This window comes from Proteus sp. G2618 (assembly GCF_009915995.1).
Lineage (GTDB): Bacteria > Pseudomonadota > Gammaproteobacteria > Enterobacterales > Enterobacteriaceae > Proteus > Proteus terrae.
In genome coordinates this window covers 395,454-411,146 of sequence record NZ_JAABNI010000014.1, presented here as the reverse complement: position 1 = coordinate 411,146, position 15,693 = coordinate 395,454, and the positions used below count along the sequence as shown (strand labels likewise).

The window sequence follows — 15,693 nt, the reverse complement described above, 5'->3', positions numbered from 1 at the left end:
AACTGCTCCTTAATTGATAAGACCAACTGCAAGTTATTGAGATAAAAGAAGTGATAATAACTTTAATTAATTATTTATTCGGTGATCTCTTTCACTTTCATTAGATATCAAAAGCCAATGAATTTATTTATAATCTTAGAGAAATTTTCCCATCAAGACGAGAGGTAATGATGTCATTTTCTAAATCTATGCTTGCTTTGGCTGTTATGGCGGTCTCCTTTTCTAGTTACGCGGCAAAACAGGCTGATTTGATGATAGTTGACGGTACTGTTCTAACTATGGATCAGCAAAATAAAATCATTGAACAAGGTACTGTTGTCGTAAAAGAAAATAAAATTATTGCCGTTGGTGGCCCTGAGCTTTCTAAAGAATATCAAGCCAATAAAGTGTTAGATGTTGATGGTGATATTGTGATGCCAGGTTTAATTAACACCCATACACATGGTTCGATGACTGTATTTCGTTCATTAGCTGATGATGTACCAGACAGACTTCACCGTTATATTTTCCCACTCGAAAGCAAAATGGTTTCTCGCGAAATGGTCAGAGTGGGTGCTGAACTTGCAAATATCGAAATGGTAAAAGGTGGCGTAACAACTTACGTTGATATGTATTACTTCGAAGATGAAGTAGCTAAAACTGTTGATAAAATGGGTAATCGCGCAGTATTAGGAGAATCTGTTATTAATTTCCCTGTTGCAGATGCGAAAACACCAGAAGAGGGCATCCAATACGCTGTAAACTTTATTAAAGAATATAAAGATCACCCTCGTATTATCCCAGCATTTGCACCACATGCTCCTTACACAAATACCACAGAAAACCTTCAGAAAATTGCTAAATTATCAATAGAACTTGATGTTCCTGTTATGATTCATTTAGCTGAAACTGACCGTGAACAAGAAGAAATTGCTAAACGTACTGGCGGTAAAAGTCCAGTTCAATATATGGCAGATATCGGAGCGCTAAATAATAAAGTTATCGCAGCTCACGCAATTATGGTCGATGATAAAGATATTGATTTACTGAAAAAATATGATGTTGGTGTCGCTCATAATATCAGTGCAAATACTAAATCAGCAAAAGGTGTAGCACCTGTCGTCGCGATGTTAGAAAAGGGTGTTCGTGTGGGCTTAGGGACTGATGGTCCAATGTCGAGTAACACGCTAACGACCATGAATGAGCTAAATCTTGTGGGTAAAATCCATAAATTAGAGAATAAAGATCGTGCTGCTATGCCACCATTAACTGTAGTAGAACTGGCAACAATGGGTTCGGCGAAAGTATTACATATGGAAGATAAACTAGGATCTTTAGAATCAGGCAAACTTGCTGATATTATCGTTGTTGATACTAAATCGCCTAATATGGTGCCAATGTATAGTCCTTATGCAGCATTAGTGTATGGCGCAAATGGCAGTAATGTTCGCCACACCATTGTTGATGGAAAGATCTTAATGGAAGATCGCCAACTATTAACCGTTGATGAAAAAGCCATTATTAAAGAAGCACAAGATTTCTCAGATAAAGTACGTAAAACCGTTATCGACAGCGGTGAAGTTGTTAAATAAGAATCGATAAAGATATCTTTATTCTAGGCAGTTTGTTTTTAAACTGCCTTTTTTATTGTTATTGCTAAAGTTCATTGATCTTTTCTGCTTATTTTTATCTAAACAAGACTATATAAAGATAATAAAAGCTAAATATTGCACCATCATTAAGATAATCCTTATTATTTAAATACTCATTTAATTTAAAACACTAACACACTGTTTTATCTATTTTTTCTCCTTCACAACTATTAGATCTTTAAGTTTATTCTGTTATCTAATTTATTCGAGATGCAATACTATCTAAATATACTTGTGCAACTATTTTGCAGTTCCCACTAATACTGCTCATCAACTATGGATAGAATGAAAATGATGATTAAATCCAATAAATTAACGCTATCGCTTATTACATTATCTATTATTAGTGCAACTAGTGCTTTTGCTAATGAAATCAATTCCGTAGATCCGACTAAACCGATTAATTATGATATAAAACTCAATCAAGCAACGATTTTTTTACGGGGTGCTGAACTTGAAAATAACGTCACTCTCAACTTACCTGCGGGGCAGAGTGAAGTTGTTTTATCTAATGTTGCAAACAATATTGATCCTAGAAGCTTATCAATTAGCATTGATAATGAAGATGTGATTATTAACACCATTAACGTTAAAAAAATTCCTATTGCTCCTAGTTACCCTTCAGACATTGCAGTATTGATGGAAAAACAGAAAGACATTAATAAGCGAATTGAAGAATTAAACATCAATATTAATGTGGGTAATGAACAAATTACTTTATTAAAAGACCAATCATTTTTTGGTTATGGTGAAACTCAGTCATTAGAACACTCATCACAAAAATTTGATTTTATTAGCCAAAAAATGACATCTATTCTAAATCAGCAAAAAATGGCGCGTGAAGAAATCACTGAATTAACAAAACAATTAGAAGAGCTAAGCCGACAATTAGAAATTGATATGCCAATTATTGCGCAAGAGAAAACACAAATTGTTTTATCTTTAGGCACATCAAAAAATCTAATCAGTAAAATGCGTATTTCTTATATAACACCAGATGCAGGATGGTCACCTGCTTATGATATTCGAAGCCAAGGAATGGATAAGCCAATATTACTCACCTACAAAGCGGATGTTATTCAAAATACAGGCTTAAATTGGGATAAAGTAAAACTGATTTTAACATCCACAAATCCATCTTTAAATATTACTGCACCAACTTTATCGCCATGGTATCTCGCTCTTTACAATGATAATGCTAAATTTAGAAGTAAAAATATGAGTATGGAGATGGCTTCTCCAGCCGCACCATCTCCTGCGATGATAAGAGAAGAAAGCCATGAAAAACAATTAAATAAAGGAGTAACACGATATGTAACAACCAATAATAATGGCATCAATTTAAGCCATGCTATCGCACTACCTTACACCTTAAAAAATAGCACGGAACCTAATACATTAGTGATTAATCAAAAAGAAGTTGTTGCGAATTATCGCTATTTAACGACGCCTAAATTAGTTGAAGAAGTTTATTTACAAGCTGAAGTCAAAGATTGGGAAAACTTAAATTTACTTAATGGCCGTGCGAATATTTACTATATGAATAGCTTTATTGGTAATAGTTATATTAATACTAATGAATTAACAGAGTTACTTAGTATTCCATTTGGAATAGATAAAAATATTCAAATTAGCCGTATTAACAATGAAAAAATAAGAAAAGAGCCTATCTTTATTGGTACAACCATTGAACAAAAAGAGAGTTATACTATTAAAGTAAGAAATACTTATAACTCTCCTGTAAAAGTCACTATTTACGATCAATTGCCACTTAGTCAGGAAAACAATATCAATGTAGCAGATGCAGTTTATAAAGACGGTGTACTTGATAAAGATACTGGCGAAATTAAATGGGATATTACATTAGGTGCCAAAGAGGAAAAATCATTACCATTAAATTATACCCTTTCTTATCCTAAGAATAGACAAATTATGGGGTTATAATTTCTCTTATTTAAATTAAAAAATAGAAGAGGGTGCAATTGCACCTTTTTCTATTTTACAAAGAGCAATCTTATATTTTTTATTATATTTTCTATTTTTGCCGACTAATTAAGCAAAATTTTTGCTGCTTCAGTTGCAAGTAAATCAATATTATAGTTTTCACGATTAGATAGAACTGCGATAGTAAGTTTTGATTGCGGAAAGCGCATAAAATAGGTTGAAGTTCCCATCCATCCTCCTGAATGTTCAAAACTTATTTCACCCAGAGCATGACTAATAAAAAGGCCAAATCCATAAGCTTCATAATCAATTACAGGCTTACCTTCACGCGTAGAATTAGGAAAAGGCAGTGTCATTTTTGCAATAAGCTCGGCACCACCCACTTTTGCAGTACTAAAGTTTTCACCCCATTTCATTAAATCGTTCGCACTTGAATGTACTGCACCATCCCCAGTATGTGTCCAAGGGCTTTCTGATAACTCATAGTTGCCTTGCTCATTTTCTGTATATCCAGACACAATAGGATTTACTGTAGGATATTCTTCAACAATAAACGTATCGTTCATTTGTAATGGCGCAAAAATACGCTCTTGAGCAAAAACTGAAAATGGTTGTTGGCTTACACGCTCAATGATCTGAGATAACAAAAAATACCCAGTATTGTTATATTCAAATTTACTACCAATAGGATAGTAAGTCTTTGTTTGTTTTACGATATCAGAAAAACTTTCTTCTGGCGTAAGTTGTGTTGTGTAAGAAACACCTCGCTCAAACGCTAATTCCATATAATCAATTAACCCACTGGTATGGGAAACTAAATCGTTAATTGTGATCGCTTTGGCATAATCACCTAACTCCGGCAAGTAAATAAGAATTGAATCGTCAAGTGACAACTTTCCATCTTTAGCCAGAAGTAATATAGAAAAAGCGGTAAATTGCTTTGAAACAGAAGCCAAATTAAAGACACTATTTTCGTCAATTAATTGATTTTTAGATATATTCGCAAGACCTTTTTGAGCTTGATATATAACACCATCATCAAAGCGAGCCTGTATAATAATACCTGGTGTATTCTCTGAAATAGGTCTTAATAACTGTTCTATCTGATCTCGCTTGCTATTATTTTTGATATTTTTCATTGTGTTACTCTTATTAGTGCTAACATATCATCCCCATCTTTATCCATACCTATCTCTTCAAAACCAAAAGAGTCATAGAATGTCTTAGCCACGGGATTTAATGGGTTATAACAGATCTCAATTTCCTTGATTTTTTTATCTTTTTTAATTTCATTTAAAGCAATCTGAAGGGCATTTCTGCCTAACCCTTTATTTTGGTGTATTTTATCTATCATAAAACGCCAAATAGCAATTTTATGCGGGTTTTCTTTTACCCACATAAAAAAACCAACTGGTTTATCTAATAAATAAATACCTCTGACGACATAGTTTTCGTTATAAGCCGCCTCAACTAAAGACCACATATTAGAAGCAATATAGTCTTCTTGATATTCTTCTACTTCAAGTAGACTAATTTCTTCGTAATTATCTGAAGTGATACGTTTTAAACTGATATCCATCATATTCTCTTTTTAAATCACAAAATCGCATTTTAATAAAAACTCATCGCTTATTATCTGCGATAAAATTAAAGAAAGATTAAGAGAAGATTTAGATAGCACAATAAGACACATTATTTATAATAAGAAAAAATATATTTATTCCATTGTCAAGAATGCTCACGCCTTCTTAGGAAGATACACTAAAATCCGATTATATTTTTCCTGATAAAACGCTAATTGATTGTATTTATTTTTAGTATAATTTTCAATTTTATCATGGCTATATGTGCCACTTTGCTATTAAGAATAGATAACATAATTAAAATAAAAACACCTTTTAATAAGGTGTTTTTATTTTAATTATGTTATCTATTCTTTTATTAGTTCTATTCTTTGTGCTGGTGTCCCACTTTCATTGCTAAGACAATAATTATAGTAAAAACTATAAATAGATAATAGTAACTTTACTGTACTAGGCGATAATGTTTTTAAAAATACATCAGGGAATTTTTCTTTAAATGATTGAATAAATAGATGGCTGTAATCAAGAGAAGGGGATATTTTAGTATAAGAACTAACGTCATCCATTTTATTTACCCCTAAGTTACATAGATAGAATAACTCTTGGTTATCTTGAGATATAAACTCATACCACTTGTTATTCCACCAACCCAGCGTATAACTTCCTTTATAATTAAAATCTGATGTTAGGCGTGATCTCTTTGAAACCACATAATAAAGGTTAGACGTTTTTTGTTTTATTTCTTTACCGTAGGCAACCATACATCCACCACGGATAAAACTATCATGATAAATAAAATGATGTTTAATACTTATTGGTAGAATAAACTTTAATTTAAGAAAGTGGTAATGAGATAAAACAACAGGCTCGATAATATGCTCAGAGCAAATCTTTTCTGTATATTGAATTTGACCAAAACTTTTCCTACTGTTTATTTGTTCATATCGCATAATAATATTATCGAGTAATACACCTTGAGTATTATCTAATGTCTCTTTTTTAGTGTTGTTATGATATTGGCTATCAGAGCTTACTAATATCTCACTCCAATTAACACTTTGAAGAAAAACATAACCCGTTTTAGAGCAACAAGTTACCATTCCAAAAAGTTCATTTGAAAAGCCTTGTGTTGTTACGACACCTCAACGTAAATACGTTTGTTTGTAAGTCATAAACCTTATTTTTATCTAATAGCTTTTCATATTGCCTTGCTTTTATTTCCATTATCTTTTCAATAACAGATAATTTTCTATAAAACAGAGCAGGGGTAATGTTTAAATTCTTAATAATATAACTGGGTGTTTGCGATTGTAAAATAAGAAGTTCTATTATTTTATTATTAAAAGATTTTAAATCTATGTTGTTTTTAAGAGAAAAAACCGTATTACACTGTTTACATTGATGGCGTACTGTTCCTTTTCCCGTCTTGCCATAAAGTATTTTTTCTGATGAATCACAATTTGGGCATTGCTCATTAACATTTAAATTAAAAAATTCAACATAAGGATTTAATAATGCCTTTATATCTTCATTATTAATTAATACGCTACTACCGCCACAACAATTGCAATAAACGGCAGGAAAACCTAATTTAAAAGATGGGATCACATAGGCATTTTCTACAACTTCAGAAAAATGCTCACAACTTTCTGTTTTACATACATTAACGTTAATTTCTTTTACTGTTTTCATCAGTTCTTATCACAAAAAACCAACACAAAATGATAATAACATAATTCAACTACGCATAATGCTAACGCACTGTGATAGTTATCATACTTTTAACAAGTCAGGTGTTATTAACTAAATACCGAACATCAACCAGGTTATTTCAGTATTTTTATACTTACAGGATATTATTATGAGTAAGCCCGTTCTTATATTACCTCTGTTAATTGGCGCTTTATTAGGAAGCTCTTCCGTATTCGCTCAAGAAATTACTATTTATCATACTAACGATTTACACGCGAATGCCGTTCCTTTTAAAGCACCTTATGTTAGTAAGGATAGATTAGTCGGTGGGTTTGCAAATATTGCAACCATTGTTAAAGACGCTAAAAAAAATAATCCAGGTGTTTTATTTCTTGATGCTGGCGATTATTTCACAGGTCCTTATTTAAGTACTTTAACCCAAGGTGAAGCCATTATTGATATCATGAACGAAATGTCTTTTGATGCGGCTTCCGTGGGGAATCATGAATTCGACCATGGCGTAGAAAACATGGTGGCTCAACTTAAAAAAGCAACATTTCCTGTACTTTTAGGTAATGTTTTCTATGAAGATAACGGCAAAGCTGTCTGGGATAAACCGTATATTATAATAGAAAAAGAAGGCGTGAAATTTGGTGTAATTGGATTGCATGGTAAGTTTGCTTTCTATGACACGGTTAATAAAGATAAACGAGAGGGGGTTGAAGCAAGAGATGAAGTTGAATACCTTAATAAATATCTTAATGAACTGAAAGGGAAAGTTGATATTACCATATTACTTGTTCATGAAGGTGTTCCAGCAAGACAATCTAGCTTCGGCTCAGCAGATGTCGCTCGTATGCTGCAAAAAGATATCGAATTGGCACAGCAAGTAAAAGGGTTAGATATTTTAATTACTGGGCATGCTCATGTGGGTACACCAGAGCCTATTAAAGTTAACGACACGCTGATTGTTTCTACGGACGCTTATGGTATTAACGTTGGAAAATTGGTGTTAGATATAAACGACAAAACTAAAAAAATTGATCACTATAAAGGCGAGTTAGTTAATATCTTTGCTGATGAACACAAACCTGACCCAGATACACAGAAAAAAATAGAAACATGGACTAAAAAATTAGATGAAATTGCACAACAAAAAATTGGCAATACTCAGAATGAACTAACGCGTTCTTACGGTGAGTCTTCTGAAATTGGTAATTTAATTACTGATGCTTTTTTAGTTACAGATAATCGGGCACAAGTTGCTTTTGTTAATAGCGGTGGTATTCGTAACGAGATCCATAAAGGAGATATTACGATCGGGGATATTATTAGTATGTTCCCATTCCCTGATGATTTAACTTACATGGAATTGAGCGGTAAAGACTTACGAGATTTAATGAACCATTCTGCAAATTTAACTAATGGTGTATTACAAGCATCTAGTGGTTTTGAAATGAAATATGACAGTACTAAACCTGTAAACGAACGTGTTGTTTCAGTTTCTATCAATGGAAAACGTGTTGAAGATAGTACTTATTACCCTATTATTGCTAATTCATTCTTAGCGAGAGGCGGAGATGGTTTTACTGCCTTCACACAAGGTAGAAATGCTAAAGATATTCCTAATACCAGTGCTGCTACGGCAGTAATTGAATATATTAAGCAAAAAGTCACTATCAATATGCCTAAAGAAGAACGTATTATTGATATCTCTGCAAAAAATAGTGTGTAAATAATTAATAATCCCATCATTTAATGCCATTAATGTTCTCACCATTAGTGGCGTTTTTGTATTAATAACAATGAGCTAATTTAATCTTAATAGTCGTTGTGATATCAGATAAAGCTTAGCTAATCTACTGATATACTCATACTCATACTCATACTCATACTTATATTCATTTTTTGTTATTCATCTTCATATTATAGAGATATTCCTATGCCGTGGACTTTTTCACATCCTTCTATTGTTTTCCCCATAAAGCAGTCCCGAATAGGAAAAAGCCTTAGTTTACCTGCATTAATTGTGGGAAGCACATCACCTGATTTACTCTATTCTTTTGGTTTATATCAATCAGCGACAACGGCACATAATTTATTGGGCTGGTTTTATACTGCATTTCCTTTTTGTTTACTGGTTTTTATTCTAAATTATTTACTACGAAATCCATTAAAGTGCGTATCGCCGATCCCTTTATATGAGCCAATAAAACCCAATATTAGAGCATTAAGCTTATTTGTTTTATCTCTATATATTGGTGCAATAACTCATATTGTATGGGATTCTTTTACCCACGAAACAGGAACTGCTGTCAGATTATTTTCTGTACTACAAGCACAGTTATTACAAGGAATGACCGATAGCCAAGAGATTGCTATCTATAAATTATTACAACATTTAGGCTCTGTATTAGGGTTGCTTTATTTGTGTTGGAAATACATTCAATACCAGCGCAAACAAGATGCTCCAACACAAAAAGAAAATCGTATTAAGTTATATCGCTTAATTGGGATCGGTTTTCTGTCTGGATTATGTGCTTTGCCTTTAGCTTTACAATTCTCAAATAAAGGGCAGGGAATTAACATTAATCGGTTTATTTTCCTTGAGCTCTCTTTGGCAGTGCCTTTTTTCTTTGGTTTAATGATAATCTTAGGAGCTTGGTTATACCGAACTAAAAGTTTGACCAAGTAAACTAAAAAAAGCCCCGTAACATAAATTTACGAGGCTCTTCTTTGGTATACTCTGTATTTAATACAGAAAATCTTAGCTATTTATTAGTTTTTAAACCACTGCATGACTTCTTCATAGCTTCCTTGGTAAATAATCTTATCTTCCTTTTTGCTTAATTGATAACGATACATCGGATCGTAATATTCTTTTAGTAAAGGGGTTAACCAAGAAAAATGTGCTTCTGTATTAGACTCTTTTTTCTGAATTTCTAGGGCATCATCTAGCAACTGCGTTAATTCCATTGCTCTTTGAGAGCCCAATCGACGGCGGATAGCAAATAAACCATGATGTAAATAATCACTGTAAGCTTGCCAACCTTTTTCTTCGCCATACGCTTCTAGATAATCGTGCGTCATACGATCAAAATACTCTGCTTTCAAACGTTCTATGCGTCGCTCTAAGGGATCATCCACAACAACTATTGAAGCACCAATCATTTTTGCTCGCAAACATTCAGGTAATCCATTGGCCCCAATAGCACGGCCTTCATCCTCAAGCACCCATCGTGTATATTTCGGTGATTTTTTCAACATTTCAACACCAAGATGGTTTTCAAATGTAGCCTGAGGAAATTGCTCTTCTACTATACGACCAAAAGATGAACCTCGATGATGTGCAATACCTTCGAGATCAATACCTTCTGGTAATGAACGCACTAAAGTCGTTTTTCCATTACCGGTACATCCACCAATTAAGATAATAGGGCGTTGAACTAATTCATTGGTCATTTCAATAACAGTCTGTCTTAACGCCTTATATCCACCTTCAATTAATGGATAATCTATACCACTTTCTTTAAGCCATTGCTGAACGATATGAGAACGCATTCCTCCACGAGCACAGCAAATATAACCATTTGGAAATTGCTCACAAGCATCACGCCAAGCTGCGATACGGTTATCACGAGTTTCACCACTTACCAATTGATGTCCTAAATCAACCGCTTTTTGTGAGCCTTGTTGTTTATAACAAGTTCCCACAGCAGCGCGTTCTTCATCATTCATTAAAGGCAAATTAATCGCATTAGGGATTGAGCCTTGATTAAATTCAATAGGTGCACGCACATCAATAATAGGTGTGTTATTAGCAAGAATATGTCGAATATTTTGAGCAGAAAACGCTGATTCCATAATAAAAATTGTAATATCTAGTCGGGCTGAAAGATTAGCTACTATACTCTTAAAATCATGTAACGCCCATAATTACAGTCATATTTAAAAATGGAGTCCTTCTTTCAATAAAAAAATTTAAGATAAGGGTGTGGATTGATAGATAAAAAACATCTAACATCTGTTTGATGGGATGTTTTAGATTAATTCATTGATTAAATACTATAAATAAAAACACTATCGTGTTGAAAACGAACCATAAAATTCATCGTAAAATGACGAGTGTATTACCTTGGACATAATAAAAAAATATTATCGTATTACTAGCTTGAGCATAATGATGTTGCTGTTATCAGGTTGTTCTCGAGGCCATTCTCCTTTTATTAGTATGTTAGGCGCCTATTTCCCATATTGGATGTTATGTACATTTATCGGCTTATTAGGGGCTTTTGTCATACGTGTGTTACTTATCTATTGGGGTATTGATGATAAATTGCCACTTCCTTTAATCTTTTATTTTGCAATATTGTTATCAATTTCTTTAACCATCTCTTTATTTTATTTTTCTTATTAAATTATGGATAAAAAAATCAAAAAAAAGCTGGCGCTTATAATCACTGTGATCGTTTTTGTGATTACACTCATCTTATTGTGGAAAAACATTCAATTGTCAGCGTTAAATCCACTCAGTGAAGATGCAATAATTGATGCTAACAAAATTAACATATCATCAACTGTGCCGGGCCGAATTAGTGCTATTTACGTCAAAGAAAATAGCAAAGTTAATAAAGGGGATTTACTGTTTACTATCGATCCCACTATGTACGCATTAAGAGTTCAGCAAGCAAAAGAACAGCTCATGATTGCTGAAGCAACATTAAGTAACAAACAACGTATTATTATTGCAGAAACATCAAATTCAGAAGTTGCAGAAGCACAAATAAAACGTGCTCAAGTCAATTTGTTATTAGCGACTCAATCACTCAATAGATTAGAGCCATTATTAGCAAAAGGATTTGTGACCGCACAACAAGTTGATGATGCTAGAACATTAAAACATGATGCAGAAGTCACATTAAAACAGGCACAAAAACAAAATGTCGCCTCAGAAGCCCTAATTAATAATACAGATTCAGAAGTAGCATTAGTGAAATCGTTAAAAACCTCATTGGAAATGGCTGAATGGGAATTAAGTAATACTGAAGTAAAAGCGCCAAGCAATGGTTACGTTGCTGGATTAGTGCTATCACCAGGTGAATTTATTATTTCTGGACAGTCTGTATTTACCTTAATTGATACTGATACTTGGTATGCTTCAGCTTATTTTAAAGAGACCGATTTAAATAATATAAAAATAGGTAACTGCGTCGTTATTTATTCAATGATTGATAATAAGCACCCAATTAAAGGCAAAGTAGAAGGTATTAGCCGAGGGATCATGTCGACTGATCTTATTAATATTCCAAGAGACTTACCTTATGTACCTAAATCATTAAATTGGGTTAGAGTTCAACAACGGTTTCCTGTTAAAGTCACTATCACCAATCCACCAGAAGATCTTATGCGGGTTGGCGCTACAGCAACTGTCAATATAATAGCTAACGACGATGATTGTTAAACCCTCTCTAATAGTGAAACAAGTCAAAAAAGACTTGTTACCCTTTGATTTTCGTTTAGCAACTACTTGGCGCATTGCATTACTTTGTGCCTTAATGGCTGCTATTGCGATGATTTATGAAATTCCCGAATCTGCAATAAGTTGCTATTTAATTATCTATTTAATCAAAGCTGATGCTGTACAAAATATATTATTATCTGTTGGCGTAATTATTTTATGTTCTATTGTCGTGTGTATTATCTTTGTTCTTTTTAACCTCACGATACAAAACATTATTTTACGATTCTTCTTTATGGCTTTGTTTTCAGCTGTTTTTATGTATTTAGCATCGGCCAGTAGCCTTGGTGACATTGGTAATTTAGTCGCTTTAGTTATCGCCTTTTTAATGACTTTAATTGATGACATCCCTGTAGGAGATGTTGCAACAAGAGCATTACTTTATGCATTACTGATGGCAGTATCTCCAATGTTATTGGTTATTTTATTTAATTTCTTTGTTGGCATTAGCCCAAGAAAATTACTGTTAAACAGGATCGCCACACGCTTTTCTATTGCAAGTGATTTCTTTTTAGGAAGAAAAGAAAGCCAACTAGAAATTAGTGAATTACTGAGTACACAAACAGAATGTAAACGTTATTTAATGTTTATTAAAATGTTTTATTTACGGGGAAGAGAAGACATTAAATGGTTAGAAAATATTATTGATAACTCTTATCAAATATTAATTATGTCATTAACTTTTGATAAAAACACACCAACTTCTATACGTTTTCTTCTTTCTAAAAGATGTTTAGAAATTGCCGATTGTTTTACACACCATCAAATAGATAAAATAAAAGATAAACAACAAGCTCAATATACAATAAGTAAACTTCACTTATTAAATACTTTTAATAAGATTTTATCTAATAAAAGAGAAATTAAACCGGTACAGAAAAAAACACCTTTTTTTGTTAGTGATGCATTTACAAACCCTAACCATAAGTACTTCGCTTTAAAAACCACTATAGCCGCTATTCTATGTTATATCTTTTATGATTATTTTAAATGGCAGGGCATTCATACTGCAATGATCACTTGTTATGTTGTGGCATTAACATCTGTCGGTGAAACAGTTCATAAATTAACATTGCGGATCACCGGATGCCTAATTGGGGCACTAATTGGCATGATTTCATTGCTTTATATTATCCCTAACTTATCTGATGTTTTTGAATTAATGGTGCTGATCTTTTTCTGCTTATTACCTGCAGCTTGGGTTGCTGTTGGCAATGAACGTATCTCTTATGCCGGTGTACAAGTCGGTTTAGCATTTTTATTAACAACATTACATGGATTTAAACCTAGTTTTGATATGGACGTAGTCTCTGATCGCATTTTAGGCATTTTGTTAGGTAATATTGTGATGTACATTATTTTCACAAAAGTATGGCCTTCAAGTATTGTTAATACGATATACAAACAAATCACTTCTATTTTAGATAATTATATAGACCTAAGATATTCGACAAATAAAAACGATATGTTAATTTTAGTTTCATCCGTAAATGAAGCTATTACACAATCAAAAGACAATATAAACTTACTCATTTTTGAAAAAAAAGATAGAGAAAAAAATAAAAATCTAATGCTTTTTTTTAAGGAGTCATTAAATAAAATTTCTTATATTAGTTATCATAATTACGCTCATAAATTTATTTTTGAAAATAATCTTGCTTATTCAAGTATCGATGAAAATTCAAAATATGAATTTAAAAAAAACATCCTTAATGAAGAAATGAAAATATTACCGGCAGATGAAAGAGAACTTGTATTTAAACATTTAATAAGAGAAAAACTATAATGATAAATTTAGTCATTAATAATAAGAAAAACATTCTGTCATCTCTGTTAAGCCTATTACTTGTTGGTTGTGTTGACACAAACAGTTCATTTAAGCAGTATTCTCAAGAGCCTATCGCTTATGATAATACTCAATATCTTTCCTCATCGGCTAAGCAATACTTATCGCTCCCTCAAGAACAAACGGTTAAATCTCGCTATGCTTTAGCTGACCTGATAGATTTAGGGCAACAAAATAACCCAGACACACGTATTGCATGGGAATTAGCAAAAAAATCAGCCACTGATATTGGTATGGTAGAAAGCACATATTTGCCAATTATCACAGCAACAGCACTCGCAGGGTATCAACATGGGAAAATTGATTTACCTAAAAATCCTATTGTTGATGATATAAAAACATCTAGTAGCGCTTTTATTCCAGCACTCACATTTAGATGGCTTATTTTTGATTTTGGTAAACGAGGGGCATTAGTTGATGCTGCGAAACATACTTCATTAGCAATAAATCTTAATTTTAATCTGATGCATCAAAAAATTATTCATGATGTTTCGGTTGCCTATTTTAGCTATGGTGCAGCACAAAAGAAGGTGAATATTACTCAAAAAGCCCTTCAAAGAAGTAAAGATATTTTATATGCCGTTGAGCAAAAACGAGTGAAGGGATTAGCGACCGTATTGGACGTGGCATTAGCAAAACAACAAGTTGCACAAATTGAATTACAAAACGTGTTAGCTAAAGGTCATGAAAAAGATCAATATCAAATCTTATTGTCTGCTATTGGCGTTTCACCTTTTGAAAAAATAACCATTAATTATGCCGATGATAATTTTCTTCCTGATGATATTTCGCCGTTAACTCATGATGTGATAAAAAAAGCACTTGCACAACGTCCTGATGTTTTAGCGCAATATGAATTACAACAAGCCGCAATTAAGGCTGCTAATTCTGTCGAATCTGATTATTTCCCTAAAGTATATCTTGCTGGTGCACTTGCAGGAGGAACAGGTAGCTTTGATGTTCAGGGACTTCCTGATATTAGCCAAAGAACGTCATCTTCTAATATCTTGATTGGAGTCAGTATTCCATTATATGAAGGCGGAATACGTCAATCTAGAATGGCAAATGCACAGTCAGAAATTAGGCTAGCTCAAGAAAATTTACGCAAAAGCCAAGATCTTGCAATAAAAGAGATTTCAATTAGCGAAAATGCTCTCAAATCAGCACTTGAAGCAAATAAAGCGTCTAAAAATTTAGTAGAGACAACACAATTAACATATACCGCCAGTGTAGAATTTTATCGCAACGGATTGGGAACAGTAACCGAAATTAATACCGCAGAGGTTGCATTATTAAATGCACAAATGTCTCAGATTGATGCCTATACAGGATCACAGATTGCAGCCGTTGATTTAGCATTTGCATTAGGTGAAATAGGTAGGGTGTTGCCTAATTCAGCACCACATTAGAAATATTTCTTTTGTATATTGTTATTTTAGTAGAGGTGGCGTTAATAATAAATCGCCAGCCTCTAACGCA

13 protein-coding genes are annotated in these 15,693 nt (G+C 33.0%); 8 read left to right on the top strand and 5 right to left on the bottom strand.

The window, feature by feature from the left end:
* Positions 1 to 170 precede the first annotated feature (170 nt).
* Positions 171 to 1,571, top strand: coding sequence for an amidohydrolase (locus GWJ01_RS07415; protein WP_098942882.1), 1,401 nt, complete (start codon positions 171 to 173; stop codon positions 1,569 to 1,571).
* A gap of 351 nt (positions 1,572 to 1,922) precedes the next feature.
* Positions 1,923 to 3,575 carry a DUF4139 domain-containing protein gene (locus tag GWJ01_RS07410; RefSeq protein ID WP_237585705.1) on the top strand — a complete coding sequence of 551 codons (1,653 nt, stop codon included), beginning with the start codon at positions 1,923 to 1,925 and terminating at the stop codon, positions 3,573 to 3,575.
* A gap of 104 nt (positions 3,576 to 3,679) precedes the next feature.
* On the opposite strand, the gene GWJ01_RS07405 is transcribed toward GWJ01_RS07410, so the two are convergent.
* The 4 genes from GWJ01_RS07405 to GWJ01_RS07390 all read right to left on the bottom strand — a co-directional run bounded on the left by GWJ01_RS07405 (position 3,680) and on the right by GWJ01_RS07390 (position 6,850).
* Positions 3,680 to 4,714, bottom strand: coding sequence for a serine hydrolase domain-containing protein (locus GWJ01_RS07405; protein ID WP_075672839.1), 1,035 nt, complete (start codon positions 4,712 to 4,714; stop codon positions 3,680 to 3,682).
* The gene (locus GWJ01_RS07400) at positions 4,711 to 5,154 is read right to left on the bottom strand and encodes a GNAT family N-acetyltransferase (RefSeq protein ID WP_161710911.1); all 444 of its coding nucleotides are present in this window, start codon (positions 5,152 to 5,154) and stop codon (positions 4,711 to 4,713) included. The genes GWJ01_RS07405 and GWJ01_RS07400 overlap by 4 nt, the downstream gene beginning before the upstream one ends.
* A gap of 351 nt (positions 5,155 to 5,505) precedes the next feature.
* Complete coding sequence (locus tag GWJ01_RS07395; protein WP_161710910.1) at positions 5,506 to 6,258, bottom strand: hypothetical protein; 753 nt, start codon at positions 6,256 to 6,258, stop codon at positions 5,506 to 5,508.
* Between the two features lie 10 nt (positions 6,259 to 6,268).
* Positions 6,269 to 6,850, bottom strand: coding sequence for an IS1/IS1595 family N-terminal zinc-binding domain-containing protein (locus GWJ01_RS07390; protein WP_161710909.1), 582 nt, complete (start codon positions 6,848 to 6,850; stop codon positions 6,269 to 6,271).
* Positions 6,851 to 7,019: 169 nt separating this feature from the next.
* Here GWJ01_RS07390 and GWJ01_RS07385 point away from each other — a divergent pair, with 169 nt between their 5' ends.
* Both GWJ01_RS07385 and GWJ01_RS07380 read left to right on the top strand, forming a co-directional pair.
* Positions 7,020 to 8,585, top strand: coding sequence for a bifunctional metallophosphatase/5'-nucleotidase (locus tag GWJ01_RS07385; RefSeq protein WP_109402894.1), 1,566 nt, complete (start codon positions 7,020 to 7,022; stop codon positions 8,583 to 8,585).
* A gap of 207 nt (positions 8,586 to 8,792) precedes the next feature.
* Positions 8,793 to 9,545 (top strand): DUF4184 family protein, encoded by a 753-nt coding sequence (locus tag GWJ01_RS07380; protein ID WP_109402893.1) that lies wholly within the window; start codon positions 8,793 to 8,795, stop codon positions 9,543 to 9,545.
* An 83-nt stretch (positions 9,546 to 9,628) separates the two neighbouring features.
* On the opposite strand, the gene mnmH is transcribed toward GWJ01_RS07380, so the two are convergent.
* Entirely contained in the window at positions 9,629 to 10,714 is a 1,086-nt protein-coding gene (gene mnmH / locus GWJ01_RS07375) for a tRNA 2-selenouridine(34) synthase MnmH (protein ID WP_109393746.1), read from the bottom strand.
* A gap of 316 nt (positions 10,715 to 11,030) precedes the next feature.
* Here mnmH and GWJ01_RS07370 point away from each other — a divergent pair, with 316 nt between their 5' ends.
* From GWJ01_RS07370 to GWJ01_RS07355, 4 genes are read left to right on the top strand one after another with little or no spacing between them, the layout of a single operon-like run.
* Positions 11,031 to 11,267 (top strand): YtcA family lipoprotein, encoded by a 237-nt coding sequence (locus tag GWJ01_RS07370; RefSeq protein ID WP_237585704.1) that lies wholly within the window; start codon positions 11,031 to 11,033, stop codon positions 11,265 to 11,267.
* A gap of 3 nt (positions 11,268 to 11,270) precedes the next feature.
* A complete protein-coding gene (mdtN, locus tag GWJ01_RS07365) occupies positions 11,271 to 12,311 on the top strand; it encodes a multidrug transporter subunit MdtN (RefSeq protein ID WP_109402892.1) in 1,041 nt (346 codons plus the stop codon).
* Positions 12,301 to 14,154, top strand: coding sequence for an FUSC family protein (locus GWJ01_RS07360; RefSeq protein WP_161710908.1), 1,854 nt, complete (start codon positions 12,301 to 12,303; stop codon positions 14,152 to 14,154). Before mdtN ends, GWJ01_RS07360 begins: the two co-directional genes overlap by 11 nt.
* Entirely contained in the window at positions 14,154 to 15,623 is a 1,470-nt protein-coding gene (locus GWJ01_RS07355; protein ID WP_161710907.1) for a TolC family protein, read from the top strand. Before GWJ01_RS07360 ends, GWJ01_RS07355 begins: the two co-directional genes overlap by 1 nt.
* The last annotated feature ends 70 nt before the right edge of the window (positions 15,624 to 15,693 follow it).